Origin of the sequence: Filibacter tadaridae, from assembly GCF_900609045.1 — a bacterium.
GTDB classification, from domain to species: Bacteria; Bacillota; Bacilli; order Bacillales_A; family Planococcaceae; genus Sporosarcina; species Sporosarcina tadaridae.
Genome location: NZ_UXAV01000031.1, coordinates 43,374 through 59,801, shown reverse-complemented (window position 1 = coordinate 59,801; position 16,428 = coordinate 43,374). Strand labels below are relative to the sequence as shown.

The window sequence follows — 16,428 nt, the reverse complement described above, 5'->3', positions numbered from 1 at the left end:
TATGGGTATAACGACAATTCATATTACTATTTATGTATCTGTATGAAAACTAGCGCAGGCACATCCTAAGCGGTTTTGAATGGAATCCGTATTTCAATCTATTTACATTTTGGAGTGAATGATTATGACACACCCGAAAACTGGGAAAATAAGATATAAAGGAATTACAATCGGCCGTCTTCCTATCGGTAAGAATAATTGCATCACCGATGTAGAAGGCGTGAAAGTAGGACATGTCACGCTTGATCATCCACTTGCTGATGGTGAGCATGCCTGCACAGGTGTGACTGCTATTCTGCCACATGACGGCAATTTATTCGCCAATAAAGTGGTCGCCGCGAGCCATGTATTAAATGGCTTCGGAAAGACAACTGGTCTTGTCCAAGTGAATGAATTAGGCGTCATCGAATCCCCAATCATGCTGACGAATACATTTGCTGTTCCTGCAGTCATGCAGGGAACATTGCAGTATATGTTGGAAGATAACCCTGCCATTGGCGTGAGTACGGGGACTATCAATTTAGTCGTCGGGGAATGTAACGATAGCCGATTAAATTCCATCCGTTCGCTGCCGATTCAACCTGAGCACGCGAAAACATGTCTAAATGAAGCCTCAATGGAAACATCGGCTGAAGGTGCGGTAGGAGCCGGAAAGGGAATGATTTGTTTTGGCTATAAGGGCGGGATCGGCTCATCTTCCCGCATCATAATCGATGAGAAGAATGACCCTGCCTATACAATCGGTTGTATGGTACTTAGCAATTTCGGAAAGAAAGAAGATTTTCAAGTTGACAGATATCGTGTAAAGCACACGGATACTCCCGCGTATCCAACAGAAGCAGATGGCTCCATTATGATTGTCTTGGCAACGGATGCCCCGCTTAGCAGTCGGCAGTTGAAGCGGCTGGCCAAACGATGTGGCATCGGACTCGGCAGGACGGGCAGTCATTTCAGTCATGGCAGCGGGGATATTGTAATTGCTTTTTCAACGGCGCACAAGATTCCGCATGACACAACGGAATCAGTCGAGAGCAGATCCCAATTGCGGGAGGATCATGTAATCATGGATACCCTTTTCCTTGCTTCAGTAGAAGTTGTTGAGGAGGCAATACTGAACTCCTTATCACAAGCTGAAACAACAAAAGGGAGAAATGACAATACCGCCTACGCCTATCCTTTTTGACGAATGGATGAGGGACAAGCTCTTAACGGAGACTTGTCTCTCTTTTTTAATCTTGTGCCAGCTGCTGCCACAATTTGAAGGGTACAAATGGTGTCTGATACCATCACCGGGAGTGTTGAAGAACTGGGTTGTGTGTGCCAAACTAGCGAAGGTGCGCAAAGGGGTAGCCGAAGCAATAAGACTGACAGGGCCCCTTCTGTCAGGCTTATTGCGAGGGGCATCCCCAAGCGCCGAAGCGTGTTCATTGGAATCTTTAATGCGAGCTATATAACTTATCAAAATATATTTCCAAATGTGTACAAAATCATAACTGTAGTACTAGCAACATTGTAAGCGGATACATAGAAATACAATGTTCGAAATTGATTAATAATTTTAAAAAGAGTGTTGACTCTATCGAAAATACGGGATATGATAGCAACAATTCAAAACAGTTCGTGATTCACTTCACCAACTACATAAGACAAACAGCAAGAGGTAATCAGCGGATAAAAGAAGGAGCAACGTGAAATCGAGCGTTGTATGAGTGAATGGATTAGGAGTGACTGTAATGAGAAGTGACATGATTAAAAAAGGAGTGGACCGAGCGCCACACCGAAGTCTACTTTACGCAACCGGCGTCCGATTGAAAGATATGCACAAACCTTTCATCGGCGTTTGCAATTCATATATTGATATTATTCCAGGCCATATGCATTTGAACAAATTTGCGGAAGTCGTCAAAGAAGCGATTCGTGAAGCAGGCGGCATTCCCTTCGAATTCAACACAATCGGCGTGGATGATGGAATTGCAATGGGCCATATCGGCATGAGGTATTCATTACCAAGCCGTGAACTCATTGCAGATGCAGCAGAAACAGTCATTAACGCACATTGGTTTGATGGTGTGTTCTACATTCCGAACTGCGACAAAATTACACCAGGCATGTTGATGGCGGCGGTTCGGACGAATGTCCCATCAGTGTTCGTCTCGGGCGGACCGATGGAAGGCGGCACTTCGGCAGATGGCAAGCCTTTATCGCTTGTTTCTGTATTTGAAGGTGTTGGTGCCTATAAACAAGGAACGATGACAGCGGAGGAACTGCTCGATATTGAACAAAGTGCATGTCCGACATGCGGATCATGTTCAGGAATGTTCACAGCAAACTCCATGAACTCATTAATGGAAATGCTCGGCGTTACTGTTCCAGGTAACGGCACAATCGTCGCTACATCCGATGAACGCCATAGACTCATTAAAGAGGCTGCGGAACATCTCGTGCGCATGGTGAAAGAAGATATCAAGCCGCGTGACATCATCACAAAAGAAACAATCGATGACGCATTTGCGCTTGACATGGCAATGGGTGGCTCGACAAATACAGTCCTTCATACACTTGCTATCGCACATGAAGCGGAAATTGAATACAACGTCAGGGAAATAAATGAAGTTGCCAAACGGATTCCTTACTTGGCCAAAATCAGTCCCGCATCCGATTATACAATGCACGATGTTCATCTTGCCGGCGGGGTCAGTTCCATTATTAAAGAACTCTGCGAAATCGACGGCGCCGTTCATCCGGACCGCATAACGATAACCGGAAAATCGCTTTATGAAAATGTCAAAGACAAACCGATTTTGAATGAACAAGTCATTCGCCGGAAAGAAAATGCGTATAGTCCTGTAGGCGGCTTGTCCGTCCTGTTCGGCAATATTGCTCCCGACGGCGGCGTCATCAAAGTAGGGGCAGTTGATCCATCGATTAAAACGTTCCGAGGAAAGGCCATTGTGTTTGAATCTCAAGAGGCGACACAAGAAGGCATCGATAACGGAACGGTAAAAGAAGGCGATGTTGTTGTCATCCGATATGAAGGTCCGAAAGGCGGACCGGGTATGCCGGAAATGCTTGCACCGACTGCAGCAATTGCAGGTCGCGGACTGGCAACGAAAGTGGCGCTCATTACGGATGGACGGTTTTCAGGGGCATCCCGCGGCATCTCGATCGGGCATATTTCTCCCGAAGCAGCTGAAGGTGGACCCATTGCGTTAGTTGAAGATGGCGATGTCATCTCGATTGACTTAACAAACCGTACGATTGAGCTTGAAGTATCAGCTGAAGAATTGGAAAAACGCAGCGTACATCTAAAACCGTTTGAACCGAAAATTAAAAAAGGCTATCTAGCCAGATATTCCAAACTTGTTACATCTGCCAGTACAGGCGGCGTCATGAAAATCTAACAACTGAATACTGCTAAATCATCGATGAGGCAAAAGTGAACAGAACCTAGTATTCCCAGAGAGTCGGTCATGCTGGAAGCCGGCAATACAACTGTTTGCGACATCACCTCGGAGTGGATTGCTGAAAGGGTAACCGATTAGGCAATCCCGGGCGTAGAATCTTCTATGCTCGTTATGACCGAATAGACTTTGTCTGTTCATAAGGTAGCGAGTTTGCTACGAACAAGGGTGGTACCATGAAAAGCTTTTTTCATCCCTATGTAAAGAAAATATTTCTTTGCGTGGGATGGAAGGGCTTTTTTTATTATAAATTTTTTCACAAACCAGAAAAGTCAGGAGGAGTTTCAGATGAGTGCAGAGATGCAAACATTGCAAGTGGGAGTAGTAGAAACGGTTGATGAAGTACCCGAACAGCAAGCTGGTAAACCGAAAGAGGGTGCCGCCGTCCTGATTCAAGCATTAAAAGATCAAGGCGTGGAGATGATTTTCGGTTATCCAGGAGGGGCCGTTCTACCAATTTATGATGCATTGTACAAAAATCCCATTTCACATGTGCTCGCCCGTCATGAACAAGGTGCAATCCATGCTGCGGAAGGCTATGCGCGAGTGTCGGGTAAAGCAGGTGTCGTTCTTGCGACATCTGGTCCGGGTGCGACAAATCTTGTCACAGGAATTACGGATGCCATGATGGATTCTTTGCCACTCGTCGTGTTAACTGGCCAGGTAGCCACTTCAGTGATTGGAACGGATGCTTTCCAAGAAGCGGATATTGTCGGGATTACACAACCCATCACAAAGCACAACTACCAGGTAAATGATTTGGCGGATTTGCCACGCATCATTAAAGAAGCATTCCATATTGCGTCAACTGGTCGCCGCGGTCCAGTTGTTGTCGATATTCCAAAAGACATTTCAACTGGAATCTTCGACCATGAAACTGCGGTTGATGAAGAAGTCAATCTACCAGGCTATCAGCCGACGACTACGCCGAACTTTTTACAAATACAAAAAGCGGCACAGGTGATTGCACAGGCAAAAAAACCGCTCATTCTCGCAGGTGCAGGAATCCTTCACGCCGGCGCAATGGACGAATTGAAAGAGTTTGTAGAAAAACATCAACTTCCTATAACCAACACACTTCTTGGTTTGGGAGGGATCCATGGCAATCATCATCTATTCCTTGGAATGGCTGGGATGCATGGAACGTACACAGCAAACATGGCGCTCAGTGAATGCGACGTGCTGATTAATATCGGTGCCCGCTTCGATGACCGCTTGACTGGGAACTTGGAAAAGTTCGCCCCTCATGCGCGGGTCATTCATATCGATATCGACCCTGCTGAAATCGGTAAAAACGTACCAACGGAAATCCCAATTGTTGCAGATGCAAAAGAAGCATTGCAGGCATTGCTGAAACAACAATTCGATTCACCCGAAACACAAACGTGGCGCAATTATTTGGGTGAATTAACAGAACAGTTTCCACTTTGGTATGACGAAGATGAGCAATGTGTATTGCCCCAACAAGCGATTGAAATCATTCACCGAGTAACAAAAGGAAATGCAATCGTCGCGACGGATGTCGGCCAGCACCAAATGTGGGCAGCACAATATTACCCTTTAAACAACCCGAATCATTGGGTCACTTCAGGGGGGCTGGGCACAATGGGCTTCGGTTTCCCGGCAGCAATCGGCGCGCAGCTGGCAAAACCGGATGCCCGCGTCATCGCAATCGTCGGTGACGGTGGTTTCCAAATGACAGCACAGGAATTGTCTTTATTACAAGAATTGCGTATTCCGGTAAAAGTCGTCATTTTAAACAATGAAGTGCTGGGAATGGTACGCCAGTGGCAGGAAACGTTTTACGAAGGACGCTATTCGCAATCGCTCATTCCCGTTCAACCTGATTTCGTTAAACTTGCCGAAGCGTATGACATTAAAGGGTACCGCATCAACACAATTGAAGAAGCGGAAGCCGTGTTCTGCGAGGCACTGCTATCTGACGAACCTGTTTTGATCGATTGCCGCGTGAAAAGTTTTGAAAAAGTCTTTCCGATGATTGCGCCGGGCAGGGGACTAAGTGAAATGATTGGGGTGAGTAAAGTATGAGGCGAGTCATAACGGTAACGGTCATTAACCAAAGTGGCGTGTTGAACCGGGTCACGGGATTGCTTATGAAAAGGCAATTCAATATTGAAAGCATTACAGTCGGGCACACGGAGCAGTCGGGTCGGTCGAAAATGACGTTCATTGTCCATGTGGAAGATGAACGGAAAATCGAACAACTCGTCAAGCAGCTTCAAAAACAGATTGACGTCTTGAAAGTGGCTGACATTACAGATAAGGCGATTGTTATGCGTGAGCTCGCCCTCATTAAAGTTGTTTCACCGCCGCATTTGAGAAGTGAAATGAACAGCATTATCGAACCGTTCCGCGCTACCGTCATCGATACTGGGAAAAATGTCGTCACTTATCAAGTGACCGGTAATCCCGAAAAGATTGAAGCATTCATCGATTTGATCAAACCGTATGGCATCAAAGAACTCACAAGAACGGGGGCCACGGCCTTTGTACGCGAAACACAGAAAGTCCAATCACCACAGCTTTCCATTTTGAAATGAAAAACCAAACCCAAATTAGAGGAGGAAATTAATTATGGCTAAAATGTATTACAACCAGGATATCAACGAAGGACTTCTACAGGACAAAACAGTTGCAGTAATCGGATACGGTTCACAAGGTCATGCACACGCACAAAATTTGAAGGACTCGGGATTCAACGTTGTCGTCGGCGTACGTCAAGGGAAATCGTTCGACCAGGCTAAAGAGGACGGTTTAAACGTAGCGACTGTTAAGGAAGCGGCGGAACAAGCGGACGTTATCATGGTGCTACTACCGGATGAAAGACAGAAAAAAGTATATGACGAAGAAATCGAACCGGCGTTGACTGCAGGAAAATCACTCGTTTTCGCACATGGATTCAACGTTCATTTCAACCAAATCGTGCCTCCTGCCGACGTAGATGTGTTCCTCGTTGCACCAAAAGGACCGGGTCATCTTGTCCGCAGAACGTATGAAGCAGGCGCAGGTGTACCGGCATTGTTCGCAGTTCAACAAGATGTATCAGGCAACGCGAAAGATGTTGCGCTTGCGTATGCAAAAGCGATTGGGGCAGCACGTGCGGGTGTTCTAGAAACAACATTCAAAGAAGAAACGGAAACGGATCTGTTCGGCGAACAAGCTGTACTCTGCGGTGGCTTGACATCCCTCGTAAAAGCTGGCTTTGAAACACTCGTGGAAGCGGGCTATCAACCGGAACTTGCGTATTTTGAAACGATGCACGAACTGAAATTGATTGTCGACTTGATGTATGAAGGCGGTATGTCCGGTATGCGTTATTCAATTTCCGATACAGCGGAATGGGGCGATTTCGTGTCAGGTCCACGCGTAGTCGATGCCGATACGAAGGCACGTATGAAAGACATTCTAACAGATATCCAAGAAGGAAAGTTTGCAAAAGGTTGGATCGAAGAAAACGAAAATGGTCGTCCACAATTCAATGCTTATGAAAAATCGGAAGCAGAACATGAAATCGAGACAGTGGGACGTAAACTGCGTGAAATGATGCCATTTGTTAATGAAGGCGGCAAAGCCAAACAGAAGGAAGTGGTGGCAAGTGCGACAAATTGACATTTTCGATACAACACTTCGGGACGGGGAACAATCTGCCGGTATTAATCTGAACACGGCAGAGAAACTCGAGATTGCGAGACAACTTGAAAAATTCGGGGCGACGATCATTGAAGCAGGATTTCCTGCTTCCTCCCCGGGTGATTTCGAAGCAGTCCAGCGAATAGCTGGAATCGTGAAAAACTCAACAGTAACAGGCCTTGCCCGTGCTATGAAAAGCGACATCGAAACATCTTGGGAAGCACTTCGCGGAGCTGAACAACCGCATCTGCACGTATTTCTAGCCACTTCACCAATTCATATGCAATACAAATTAAAGAAGACGCCTGACCAAGTCATCGACATCGCAGTGGAAGCCGTCAAGCATGCACGAAAGTTTTTCCCGCTCGTCCAATGGTCTGCTGAAGACGCATCACGCTCCAATCCGGAGTTCCTTGTCAGAATTATCAATCGAGTCATTGCAGTCGGCGCGACGACCATCAATATTCCCGACACGGTTGGTTATGCAACACCCGCTGAATACGGCGCATTATTCAAATACTTGAAAGAAAATGTAACGGGTATCGACAACGTGAAATTATCCGCGCATTGCCATGATGATTTAGGAATGGCGGTTGCTAACACGATTGCTGCCATTGAAAACGGCGCCGATCAAATTGAAGGTACGATTAATGGGATTGGTGAACGTGCTGGCAATGCCGCACTTGAAGAAATCGCAGTTGCACTACATATCCGAAAAGACTTTTATGGCTTTAATACAGGCATTCATTTACCAGAAATAAAACGTACTAGTCAGCTAGTCAGCCAATTGACAGGAGTAATGATTCAGCCGAATAAAGCAGTCGTCGGTAAAAACGCATTCGCACATGAATCAGGTATTCACCAAGATGGCATGCTGAAAAATCGTGAAACCTATGAAATAATCACGCCTGAACTAATCGGTGAAACTACCGCTCCACTTGCACTAGGCAAGCACTCCGGCCGGCATGCATTTAAAGACCGCGCCATTTCGATGGGCTTTGAGTTAAGTGATGAAAAACTCAACGAAGCATTTGAGGAATTCAAGAAACTGGCAGACAGTAAAAAAGAAATTACAAAAGACGATCTCTTCATTTTATTCACAGATCAACAAATTCACTATGAAGATACACCAATCTACGAACTAACGAACGTCCAAGTGCAATACGGAACAGCGAATGTTCCTACCGCAACTGTATCAGCAGTTGTACCAAGCGGCGAAACCGTTACAACGGCCGCAACCGGTGCGGGTTCCGTCGAAGCGATATTCAACTCATTGGAGCTGCTTGTTAAAGGAAAAGTGCATATTCTCGATTACCGTGTGACTTCTATCGGAAAAGGACGGGACGCACTAGGAGAAGCAGTCGTCAACTTAAGTTTCAATGATGAAATATCCACTGGACGCGACGTTGCACAAGACGTTTTAGAAGCCTCAGCAAAAGCCTATTTGAATGCGATAAACAGACAGCTGGTTAAAAGTAAGATACCAGTGAAAGAGACGGTTGCTTACTAAGTAGGATGAACAAATGTATATATCTATAAAATGAGCGAAGGCGCCTTAAAAGGGGTAGCCGAAGCCAAAAGACTGACAGCGAAGCTGTCTGGCTTTTGGCGGGAGGCATTCCCGAGCGCCGTAGCGGGTTCAATGGAATTCTTTGATTCAACCTATATCAATAACACGCCCGGTGCCAGTTACTGACACCGAATTTAAAAGGAGGAGAAGTACAATGGAAAAAAGAGTAGCTGTTTTACCAGGTGATGGAATTGGTCCAGAAGTAATCGAGTCAGCAGTAAAGGTGCTTGAAGTAATCGGCAGACGCTTCGAGCACACATTCGAAATGAATTATGGAGCTATCGGCGGCACTGCAATTGATACATGTAACAATCCTTTGCCGGAAGAAACTGTTGCACTTTGTGAAGCGAGTGACGCGGTACTTCTCGGAGCAGTAGGGGGACCTAAATGGGATCAGAACCCTTCGGCATTGCGACCGGAAAAAGGGTTGCTTGCAATTCGCAAACACTTTGACCTTTTCGCGAATTTGCGACCAGTCAAGGCCGTGCCATCTTTACTCCATGCATCTCCTCTAAAAGAAAAAGTAGCGAAAAACGTTGACATGCTAATCGTGCGGGAACTGACAGGCGGACTATATTTTGGAGAGCCAAGTCGCCATACTGAAAAGTCGGCGGTCGATACACTGGTCTATACACGTGAAGAAATTGAGCGCATTGTGGAAAAGTCATTTGAACTTGCCCGTCTTCGCAAAAGCAAAGTTGCATCTGTTGATAAAGCGAACGTATTGGAATCGAGTAAATTATGGCGTGAAGTGGTTGAAGAGAAGAAAAAAGCGTATCCCGACATAGAAGTGGAGCATATGCTTGTCGATTCAACGGCTATGAAGCTCATTACTAATCCAGGCGCATTCGACGTCATTGTAACAGAAAATATGTTTGGCGATATTTTAAGCGATGAGGCATCTGTCATCACGGGTTCCCTAGGCGTACTACCATCTGCCAGCATCCGCGCAGATGGGTTTGGTCTTTACGAACCGGTCCATGGTTCCGCACCTGAAATTGCTGGACTTGGTCTTGCCAATCCTGCCGCCGCTATTTTGTCAGCGGCGATGATGTTGAGGTATTCCTTCGGTATGAACGAGGAAGCGGCGGTTATCGAAGAGGCCGTAAATACAGTATTTGAAGATGGGTTCTTTACCGCAGACCTAGTTGAACCGGGAAAACGGGTTTTATCAACAAAAGAATGGACGGAAAAAGTGATAGACGAGATTGATACGCAGTTTGTTTCAAACAGCATCATGTTTTCATATGTATAAGCGTGAATTCAACTGAGGGGAGAAGAACATATGGCGAAAAATATTATCGAAAAAATTTGGGACCAACATATAGTCTATGAAGAAAAGGGGAAACCGGATCTGCTCTATATCGATCTTCATTTACTACATGAAGTGACTTCTCCCCAAGCATTTGAAGGATTGCGACTGGCAAAGCGGAAAGTACGTCGACCTGATCTTTGTTTTGCGACGATGGATCATAATGTGCCTACACGTAATCGAGATGCCATTAAAGACCCGATTGCCAAGAAGCAAATCGATACGCTCCAGACCAATTGCGATGAATTCGGTATCCCGTTAGCCAATATGGACCATCCCGACCAAGGGATTGTCCATATTATTGGCCCTGAACTCGGCTTGACGCAACCCGGTAAAACGATTGTGTGCGGGGATAGTCATACATCGACACATGGTGCATTCGGGGCCATCTCCTTCGGTATCGGAACAAGTGAAGTGGAACATGTCTTGTCGACACAGACATTATGGCAAGCGAAACCGAAAACGATGGAGGTCCGGATTACCGGGCAACTTGGTTTCGGCGTCACCGCAAAGGATATTATATTGGCGATAATCGCGAAGTTCGGCATTGACATGGGGACGGGTCACATAATTGAATTTACAGGAGAGGCGATCCGTAATCTGACGATGGAAGAACGCATGACTGTCTGCAATATGTCGATTGAAGCAGGTGCGAAAGCCGGTTTGATCAGTCCTGACGAAACGACGGTTGCATACTTGAAAGGCCGTAAATACGTTCCGCAAGATTGTGCATTTGAGGAGGCGGCAGCAAAATGGCTGGCACTCGCAACGGATGAAGGAGCGAATTACGATACGGTCGTCGAAATCGCCGCAAACGAAATCGAACCATTTGTCACTTGGGGAACGAATCCGTCAATGGGCTCCGGTATTTCCTCACATGTCCCATACGCAGCAGACTTCGACTCAGAATCGGATAAAGAAGCGTTGAAAAAAGCGTTGGTATACATGGGGTTGCAAGAAGGAGCGCCACTTACGTCCATCGATATTCAGCATGTATTCATCGGTTCATGTACAAATGCCAGATTGAGTGATCTACGTGCCGCGTCGAAAGTGATCGCGGGCAAGAAAGTCCATCCTTCCGTGACGGCGATTGTCGTACCGGGCTCACGTACTGTTAAACAACAGGCGGAACAAGAAGGGCTCGATGCCATTTTTCTTGCGGCCGGCTTTGAATGGCGGGAATCAGGTTGCAGTATGTGTCTAGCGATGAATGATGATGTCGTACCGGCAGGCGAACGCTGTGCATCGACATCCAACCGAAACTTTGAAGGTAGGCAAGGCGCAGGGGCCCGAACGCATCTCATGAGTCCCGCGATGGCAGCTGCCTCCGCAATTGCAGGTCGTTTTGTCGATGTACGCGAAATGCAAGCCACTCTTGTGTAGAGGAAGGAGGAATGACAAATGGAACCCATCAATAAAGTTGTAAGTGTTATAACACCGCTCGATCGAAAAAATGTCGATACCGATCAAATCATTTCCAAAGAATTTTTGAAACGGATTGAACGAACGGGATTCGGGCAATATTTGTTTTATCATTGGCGCGTTGACGCGGATGGCAATGAAGTGAAAGATTTTGTCCTCAATGATGAACGGTTCAAAGATTCGAAAATCCTAGTCGCACACGAAAACTTTGGTTGTGGATCTTCCCGGGAGCATGCACCCTGGTCGATTCTGGATTATGGATTCAACGTTGTCATCGCGCCTAGTTTTGCGGATATCTTTTATAATAACTGCATGAAAAACGGATTGCTGCCGATTAAGTTGAACGTTTCCGAAGTGGAGGAGCTGCTGGCAAACGGGCTACAACATGCCTCCGCAGTAGAAGTGAATTTAGAGGAGCAGACAGTTATCGGACTTGATGGTAAACGTTATTCATTCACCATCGATCCTTATTATAAGGAAATGCTGTTGAACGGCTGGGATGAAATTGCATTGACAATTCAATATGAAGCGCATATCGCCAGTTACGAGGAACTTCAGCGTGCATAAGAGTCTTTAATCGAGTAGTGTGACTTTAGAAATAAATTAAAAAAAAGCTTTTTTGTGTCATTGACGCAAAAAAGCTTTTTCTATGTGCAAAAGGACTTATAAGTATATTGTTTTGTGAATTCATCAACAAATTCTGAGTTCTCGGTAATATTTACGAGTACTTTGAGAGATGATATATTATGAGGAGTATAAAAATCATGCTTTGTTCGAATTTCATGTAATCGGTTACATAAATGTTGAGGGAAAGAGATTTTTAACGTTAATGAAATGAGGTAGAGATAGGAGAGGGTAATGATGGAATTTTCACCATGGGCTTTATTCACAGATATCGGTTTGATATCATTGCTTTTAATTGCAGGAACGATTATTAGAGCGAAAGTTGGTTTCATCCAACGAATGTTTTTACCCGCAAGTATTATTGCTGGTATTCTTGCATTGATATTTGGTCCAAATGGGTTTGGACTGTTACCCTTCTCTGATCAAATGGGAACGTATCCCGCCATATTAATTGCGATTATTTTTGGTACACTTCCACTTCTTTCACCGAGAATCGACTGGAATGCTATTAAGACACGGGTCGGCAGTATGTGGTCGTACTCACAAATTGCGATGCTTTTAATGTGGGGTGGAGGATTGCTGTTTGCAATTCTATTACTCAATCCATTTTGGGATGGACTGCATGCCGGATTTGGTTTGTTACTTGCAGCAGGGTTCGTAGGAGGACATGGTACGGCTGCAGCTATTGGCGCTACATTTGCTCAAAATGGGTGGGAAGAAGCTACTTCATTAGCAATGACTTCTGCCACAGTCGGTATTATTAGTGCAATCCTTATCGGCATAATCTTCATTAAACGCGGTTCTTCAAAAGGGCATACATCATTTTTAGCTTCGTTTGATGATTTGCCGGATGAGTTGAGAACAGGACTTATTCCACCAGAATCAAGAGTTAATTCTCAAACGGACACAGTATCGTCAATTTCCATTGATCCGTACATTTTCCATATGGCAATCGTTTCAATTATCGCGATGGGCGGATATTACTTAAGTCAGTGGGGCGCTTTGTTAATACCGAATGTTGTCATACCAGCATTCTCGTTAGCATTTCTTGTTGGGTTAGTTGTGAAGAAAATACTGAACGCAACGAAAACAGAGAAATACGTGAGTACGGATGTAGTGAACCGTATTAGCGGAAGTGCGACGGATGTCCTTGTAGCATTCGGAATTGGTTCAATTAGTATTTCCGTCGTTCTCGACTATGCTGTGCCATTGATTTTATTGTTTGCATTTGGTTTAGTGTATGCGTACGTGTTTTTTGCGATTTTCTCCAAGAAATTCTTTGCTCAACATTGGTTTGAAAAAGGAATATTCACTTGGGGATGGACAACGGGTACAGTTGCGATGGGAATGGCACTTCTTAGAATAGTCGATCCTAATTCAGAAAGTAAGACACTGGATGACTACGGGCTTGCGTATATCCCTATTGCTCCCGTGGAAATATTGCTGATCACATTTGCTCCAATACTCGTATTGAATTCGCAAGGTTGGTTATTTGTTGTTTTAACTTTTGGATTCTCATTTGTCATCTACCTATTAGCGCTTAAATATAAATGGCTGAATCGGAAGAAAGCATAATAGAGGAAAAGGATTCCCTTCTGTCAGTATGAACTGTACTTTGTAATACGGACACTTAATAAAAAGAACCACTATTATTGGTTGAACTAAAAAGTCTCACTTACAACGCTCGGCGCTTGGGGATGCCTCCCGCGATAAGCCTGATAGAAAACCGCTATCAGTCTTATCGCTTCGGCTACCCCAGTAGGCGCCTTCTCTAAAGATTACGGTGAAATCATAAGTTCAACAAATAAAGTTTAACTTGCTAGGAGATGACCTCGGTATTGTGCCGGTGTCATCTTTTTTAAATTCCTCTGATAGGATGCGGATTATATTCAGTTATATAGATATCAATCAGCCGCTTTAGTTCCACAAAGTTCTTACAAACTGCGAAATCTAGTTCACTAACTTTTAAAATCCAAGAATTTTTCGCACCTCATTCATATAAGTCTGACTAACGGGTAACTCAGTGCTATCTTTCAATATCAATATAAAACTCGATGTGATGTCTCTTGAAATTCGTTGTATGAATGAAATGTTGACGATATAAGATCGATGGATCCGTATAAATGAGTCAGGCAATCGTAAATGTAGATTTTTCAATGTGTAAGTTGTACTGTATTGCTCGTCATCCGCGTAAAACCATGTTTTCTTCTGCAAACTTTCCATATACATAACCTTTTCAATAGGAATCGGACTCCAATCTTCGTCTTTCTTTCCCGTAAGATAGCGGAAGGGACCATTTTTCAACACATGGTAGTTGGGCGGCAAGATGACAACCAATGCAGCAGGCTGGCCTTCAATCTCAATTGGGTAGCCGATACCGAAATAAGGTGTTCCGTAAAGCGTGTTGTCCATTAATGAATCCAGCTTCTGGCGTTTTTGAATGATACGGCAGGCTAAACTACTAGCCTGAACAGTTTGCCCTTCCTTCAAATGGATATCATGCGTTCCTACGCGGTAGTAAACATATTTCTGGCCCACTGCAATCGCGATGGATGCGTCTTTTGGGATCCAATCCTCCAGTAATACAGTAAATTGATGCAATGCTTTTTTTTTCATTCATTTTTCCCCTTTTTCTAAATAATGATATCTGACTTTTCTCATTTCGTCACCCTCTTTTTGGTCCTGTCCGTAAAAAACACCCTTTTATCGAATTGTCGTGACATTCTAAATTTACTGTTATATATTACTATATAACAACTATAACTGTTGTGGCACAGAAAGAAAGAATTATTTTTGAAATCTATGAAATTCAACTAACTCGGAAGGTGTGGATGGAATAATGACAAGACAAGATCAGGTAGCACAATTGGAGAAGAGCTGGGCAGAGGATAGCAGGTGGCAAGGAATTGAGCGGGGTTACACAGCTGAAGAAGTTGTGAAATTACGCGGCTCACTACAAATTGAACACACACTGGCACGTAAAGGTTCTGAACGACTTTGGAAATCACTACATGAAGAAGATTTCATTAACTCACTCGGTGCACTTACGGGCAATCAAGCTGTCCAACAAGTAAAAGCAGGCCTACAAGCAATCTATCTAAGTGGTTGGCAAGTGGCTGCGGATGCAAATCTTTCCGGACAAATGTATCCTGACCAAAGTCTTTACCCGGCAAATAGTGTCCCTTCAGTTGTAAAACGCATCAACCAAGCACTTCAACGTGCAGATCAAATCGATCATGCAGAAGGACGCGATGATGGTTTTGACTGGTTCGCGCCAATCGTAGCAGATGCCGAGGCAGGTTTTGGCGGACCGCTTAACGTTTACGAACTGATGAAAGGCATGATTGAAGCCGGAGCTGCAGGCGTTCACTTGGAAGACCAGTTGGCTTCTGAGAAAAAATGTGGCCATTTAGGCGGTAAAGTTTTATTGCCGACACAAAATGCAATTCGCAACCTGATTGCAGCAAGACTTGCGGCAGACGTTCTCGGTGTACCGACGCTTCTTATTGCGCGTACGGATGCGGATGCAGCTGATTTGATCACAAGTGATATCGACCCAGTCGATAAGGATTTCATCACAGGCGAACGCACACCTGAAGGATTTTTCCGTACAAAACCAGGTATTGACCAAGCAATTGCACGTGGCCTTGCCTATGCGAAATACGCAGACCTTGTCTGGTGTGAAACGTCGCATCCATCACTCGAAGAAGCACAGCAATTTGCGGATGCCATCCATGCTGAATTCCCGGGAAAAATGCTTGCTTACAACTGCTCACCTTCATTCAACTGGAAGGCGAACATCGATGAAGAAACAATTTCGAAGTATCAAGTCGAACTTGGTAAAATGGGTTATAAATTCCAATTCGTCACACTTGCCGGTTTCCACTCATTGAATCACAGCATGTTCAACTTAGCGCATGACTACAAAGACAATGGCATGGCTGCATACTCAAAATTGCAACAAGCTGAGTTTGCTAATGAACAAAAAGGCTACACAGCGACACGTCACCAACGTGAAGTGGGCACAGGCTATTTCGATGAAGTATCACAAGTCATTTCCGGCGGACAATCGTCTACCACTGCTATGAAAGGGTCAACGGAAGTCGCTCAATTTGCTTAAAAAATATAAATTGGAGGAGATCCATTATGCAAACAACTAACAATAGAAAAGAACTGCCAAGCAAAATCTGTCGTGAATGCGGTTGTGAAATTGTTGAGCAGGTCGAGTCCCAGCTATATGAATGCGAACGTTGCATAGGCATGAATGAAGAATAATAGGGATGCGGCTTTATTCTCACATGTGAGGGATAAAGCCGCTTTTCATTGGCGTGAATGGGCGACATGAATCAAAGGGGTTTTGCGTTTGTTCTCGAAGTTATTATGTAAAT

The 16,428-nt window shown here is 44.8% G+C and carries 13 protein-coding genes; 12 read left to right on the top strand and 1 reads right to left on the bottom strand.

From position 1 onward, the window contains the following. The first annotated feature begins 124 nt into the window (after nt 1-124). The 10 genes from FILTAD_RS05525 (at nt 125) to FILTAD_RS05480 (ending at nt 13,615) form a co-directional block, all read left to right on the top strand. Nucleotides 125-1,183 (top strand): DmpA family aminopeptidase, encoded by a 1,059-nt coding sequence (locus FILTAD_RS05525; protein ID WP_124069516.1) that lies wholly within the window; start codon nt 125-127, stop codon nt 1,181-1,183. A gap of 550 nt (nt 1,184-1,733) precedes the next feature. Beyond that, nucleotides 1,734-3,401 carry a dihydroxy-acid dehydratase gene (gene ilvD, locus FILTAD_RS05520; protein ID WP_124069515.1) on the top strand — a complete coding sequence of 556 codons (1,668 nt, stop codon included), beginning with the start codon at nt 1,734-1,736 and terminating at the stop codon, nt 3,399-3,401. Nucleotides 3,402-3,749: 348 nt separating this feature from the next. Continuing rightward, nucleotides 3,750-5,510 (top strand): acetolactate synthase large subunit, encoded by a 1,761-nt coding sequence (ilvB, locus tag FILTAD_RS05515; protein ID WP_203229659.1) that lies wholly within the window; start codon nt 3,750-3,752, stop codon nt 5,508-5,510. Beyond that, entirely contained in the window at nt 5,507-6,022 is a 516-nt protein-coding gene (gene ilvN, locus FILTAD_RS05510) for an acetolactate synthase small subunit (RefSeq protein ID WP_124069514.1), read from the top strand. The genes ilvB and ilvN overlap by 4 nt, the downstream gene beginning before the upstream one ends. Nucleotides 6,023-6,056: 34 nt before the next feature. Beyond that, complete coding sequence (gene ilvC, locus FILTAD_RS05505) at nt 6,057-7,091, top strand: ketol-acid reductoisomerase (protein ID WP_124069513.1); 1,035 nt, start codon at nt 6,057-6,059, stop codon at nt 7,089-7,091. Continuing rightward, nucleotides 7,078-8,622 (top strand): 2-isopropylmalate synthase, encoded by a 1,545-nt coding sequence (locus FILTAD_RS05500; RefSeq protein ID WP_124069512.1) that lies wholly within the window; start codon nt 7,078-7,080, stop codon nt 8,620-8,622. Before ilvC ends, FILTAD_RS05500 begins: the two co-directional genes overlap by 14 nt. 214 nt (nt 8,623-8,836) lie before the next feature. Further along, nucleotides 8,837-9,937, top strand: a complete 1,101-nt coding sequence (gene leuB / locus FILTAD_RS05495; RefSeq protein WP_124069511.1) for a 3-isopropylmalate dehydrogenase — start codon at nt 8,837-8,839, stop codon at nt 9,935-9,937. A 30-nt stretch (nt 9,938-9,967) separates the two neighbouring features. Further along, on the top strand, nt 9,968-11,377 hold the full coding sequence (gene leuC / locus FILTAD_RS05490) for a 3-isopropylmalate dehydratase large subunit (RefSeq protein WP_124069510.1): 1,410 nt from the start codon (nt 9,968-9,970) through the stop codon (nt 11,375-11,377). 18 nt (nt 11,378-11,395) lie between these two features. Next, nucleotides 11,396-11,983, top strand: a complete 588-nt coding sequence (gene leuD, locus FILTAD_RS05485; RefSeq protein ID WP_124069509.1) for a 3-isopropylmalate dehydratase small subunit — start codon at nt 11,396-11,398, stop codon at nt 11,981-11,983. Nucleotides 11,984-12,274: 291 nt separating this feature from the next. Continuing rightward, on the top strand, nt 12,275-13,615 hold the full coding sequence (locus FILTAD_RS05480; RefSeq protein WP_238988155.1) for a sodium/glutamate symporter: 1,341 nt from the start codon (nt 12,275-12,277) through the stop codon (nt 13,613-13,615). Nucleotides 13,616-14,005: 390 nt separating this feature from the next. Here FILTAD_RS05480 and FILTAD_RS05475 read toward each other — a convergent pair whose 3' ends face one another. Continuing rightward, complete coding sequence (locus tag FILTAD_RS05475) at nt 14,006-14,656, bottom strand: LytTR family DNA-binding domain-containing protein (protein WP_124069507.1); 651 nt, start codon at nt 14,654-14,656, stop codon at nt 14,006-14,008. A gap of 223 nt (nt 14,657-14,879) precedes the next feature. On the opposite strand from FILTAD_RS05475, the gene aceA reads away from it, so the two are divergent. Together aceA and yhfH are read left to right on the top strand one after the other, a co-directional pair. Next, on the top strand, nt 14,880-16,160 hold the full coding sequence (aceA, locus tag FILTAD_RS05470) for an isocitrate lyase (RefSeq protein ID WP_203229658.1): 1,281 nt from the start codon (nt 14,880-14,882) through the stop codon (nt 16,158-16,160). 26 nt (nt 16,161-16,186) lie between these two features. Beyond that, nucleotides 16,187-16,315, top strand: a complete 129-nt coding sequence (gene yhfH / locus FILTAD_RS05465; RefSeq protein WP_124069506.1) for a protein YhfH — start codon at nt 16,187-16,189, stop codon at nt 16,313-16,315. The last annotated feature ends 113 nt before the right edge of the window (nt 16,316-16,428 follow it).

What these genes read in the sequence shown, in the direction of transcription:
- FILTAD_RS05525 (WP_124069516.1), top strand. Translation starts at nt 125, where the DNA reads ATGACACACCCGAAAACTGGGAAAATAAGATATAAAGGAATTACAATC.
- ilvD (WP_124069515.1), top strand. Translation starts at nt 1,734, where the DNA reads ATGAGAAGTGACATGATTAAAAAAGGAGTGGACCGAGCGCCACACCGA.
- ilvB (WP_203229659.1), top strand. Translation starts at nt 3,750, where the DNA reads ATGAGTGCAGAGATGCAAACATTGCAAGTGGGAGTAGTAGAAACGGTT.
- ilvN (WP_124069514.1), top strand. Translation starts at nt 5,507, where the DNA reads ATGAGGCGAGTCATAACGGTAACGGTCATTAACCAAAGTGGCGTGTTG.
- ilvC (WP_124069513.1), top strand. Translation starts at nt 6,057, where the DNA reads ATGGCTAAAATGTATTACAACCAGGATATCAACGAAGGACTTCTACAG.
- leuB (WP_124069511.1), top strand. Translation starts at nt 8,837, where the DNA reads ATGGAAAAAAGAGTAGCTGTTTTACCAGGTGATGGAATTGGTCCAGAA.
- leuC (WP_124069510.1), top strand. Translation starts at nt 9,968, where the DNA reads ATGGCGAAAAATATTATCGAAAAAATTTGGGACCAACATATAGTCTAT.
- leuD (WP_124069509.1), top strand. Translation starts at nt 11,396, where the DNA reads ATGGAACCCATCAATAAAGTTGTAAGTGTTATAACACCGCTCGATCGA.
- FILTAD_RS05480 (WP_238988155.1), top strand. Translation starts at nt 12,275, where the DNA reads ATGATGGAATTTTCACCATGGGCTTTATTCACAGATATCGGTTTGATA.
- FILTAD_RS05475 (WP_124069507.1), bottom strand. Translation starts at nt 14,656, where the DNA reads ATGAAAAAAAAAGCATTGCATCAATTTACTGTATTACTGGAGGATTGG.
- aceA (WP_203229658.1), top strand. Translation starts at nt 14,880, where the DNA reads ATGACAAGACAAGATCAGGTAGCACAATTGGAGAAGAGCTGGGCAGAG.
- yhfH (WP_124069506.1), top strand. Translation starts at nt 16,187, where the DNA reads ATGCAAACAACTAACAATAGAAAAGAACTGCCAAGCAAAATCTGTCGT.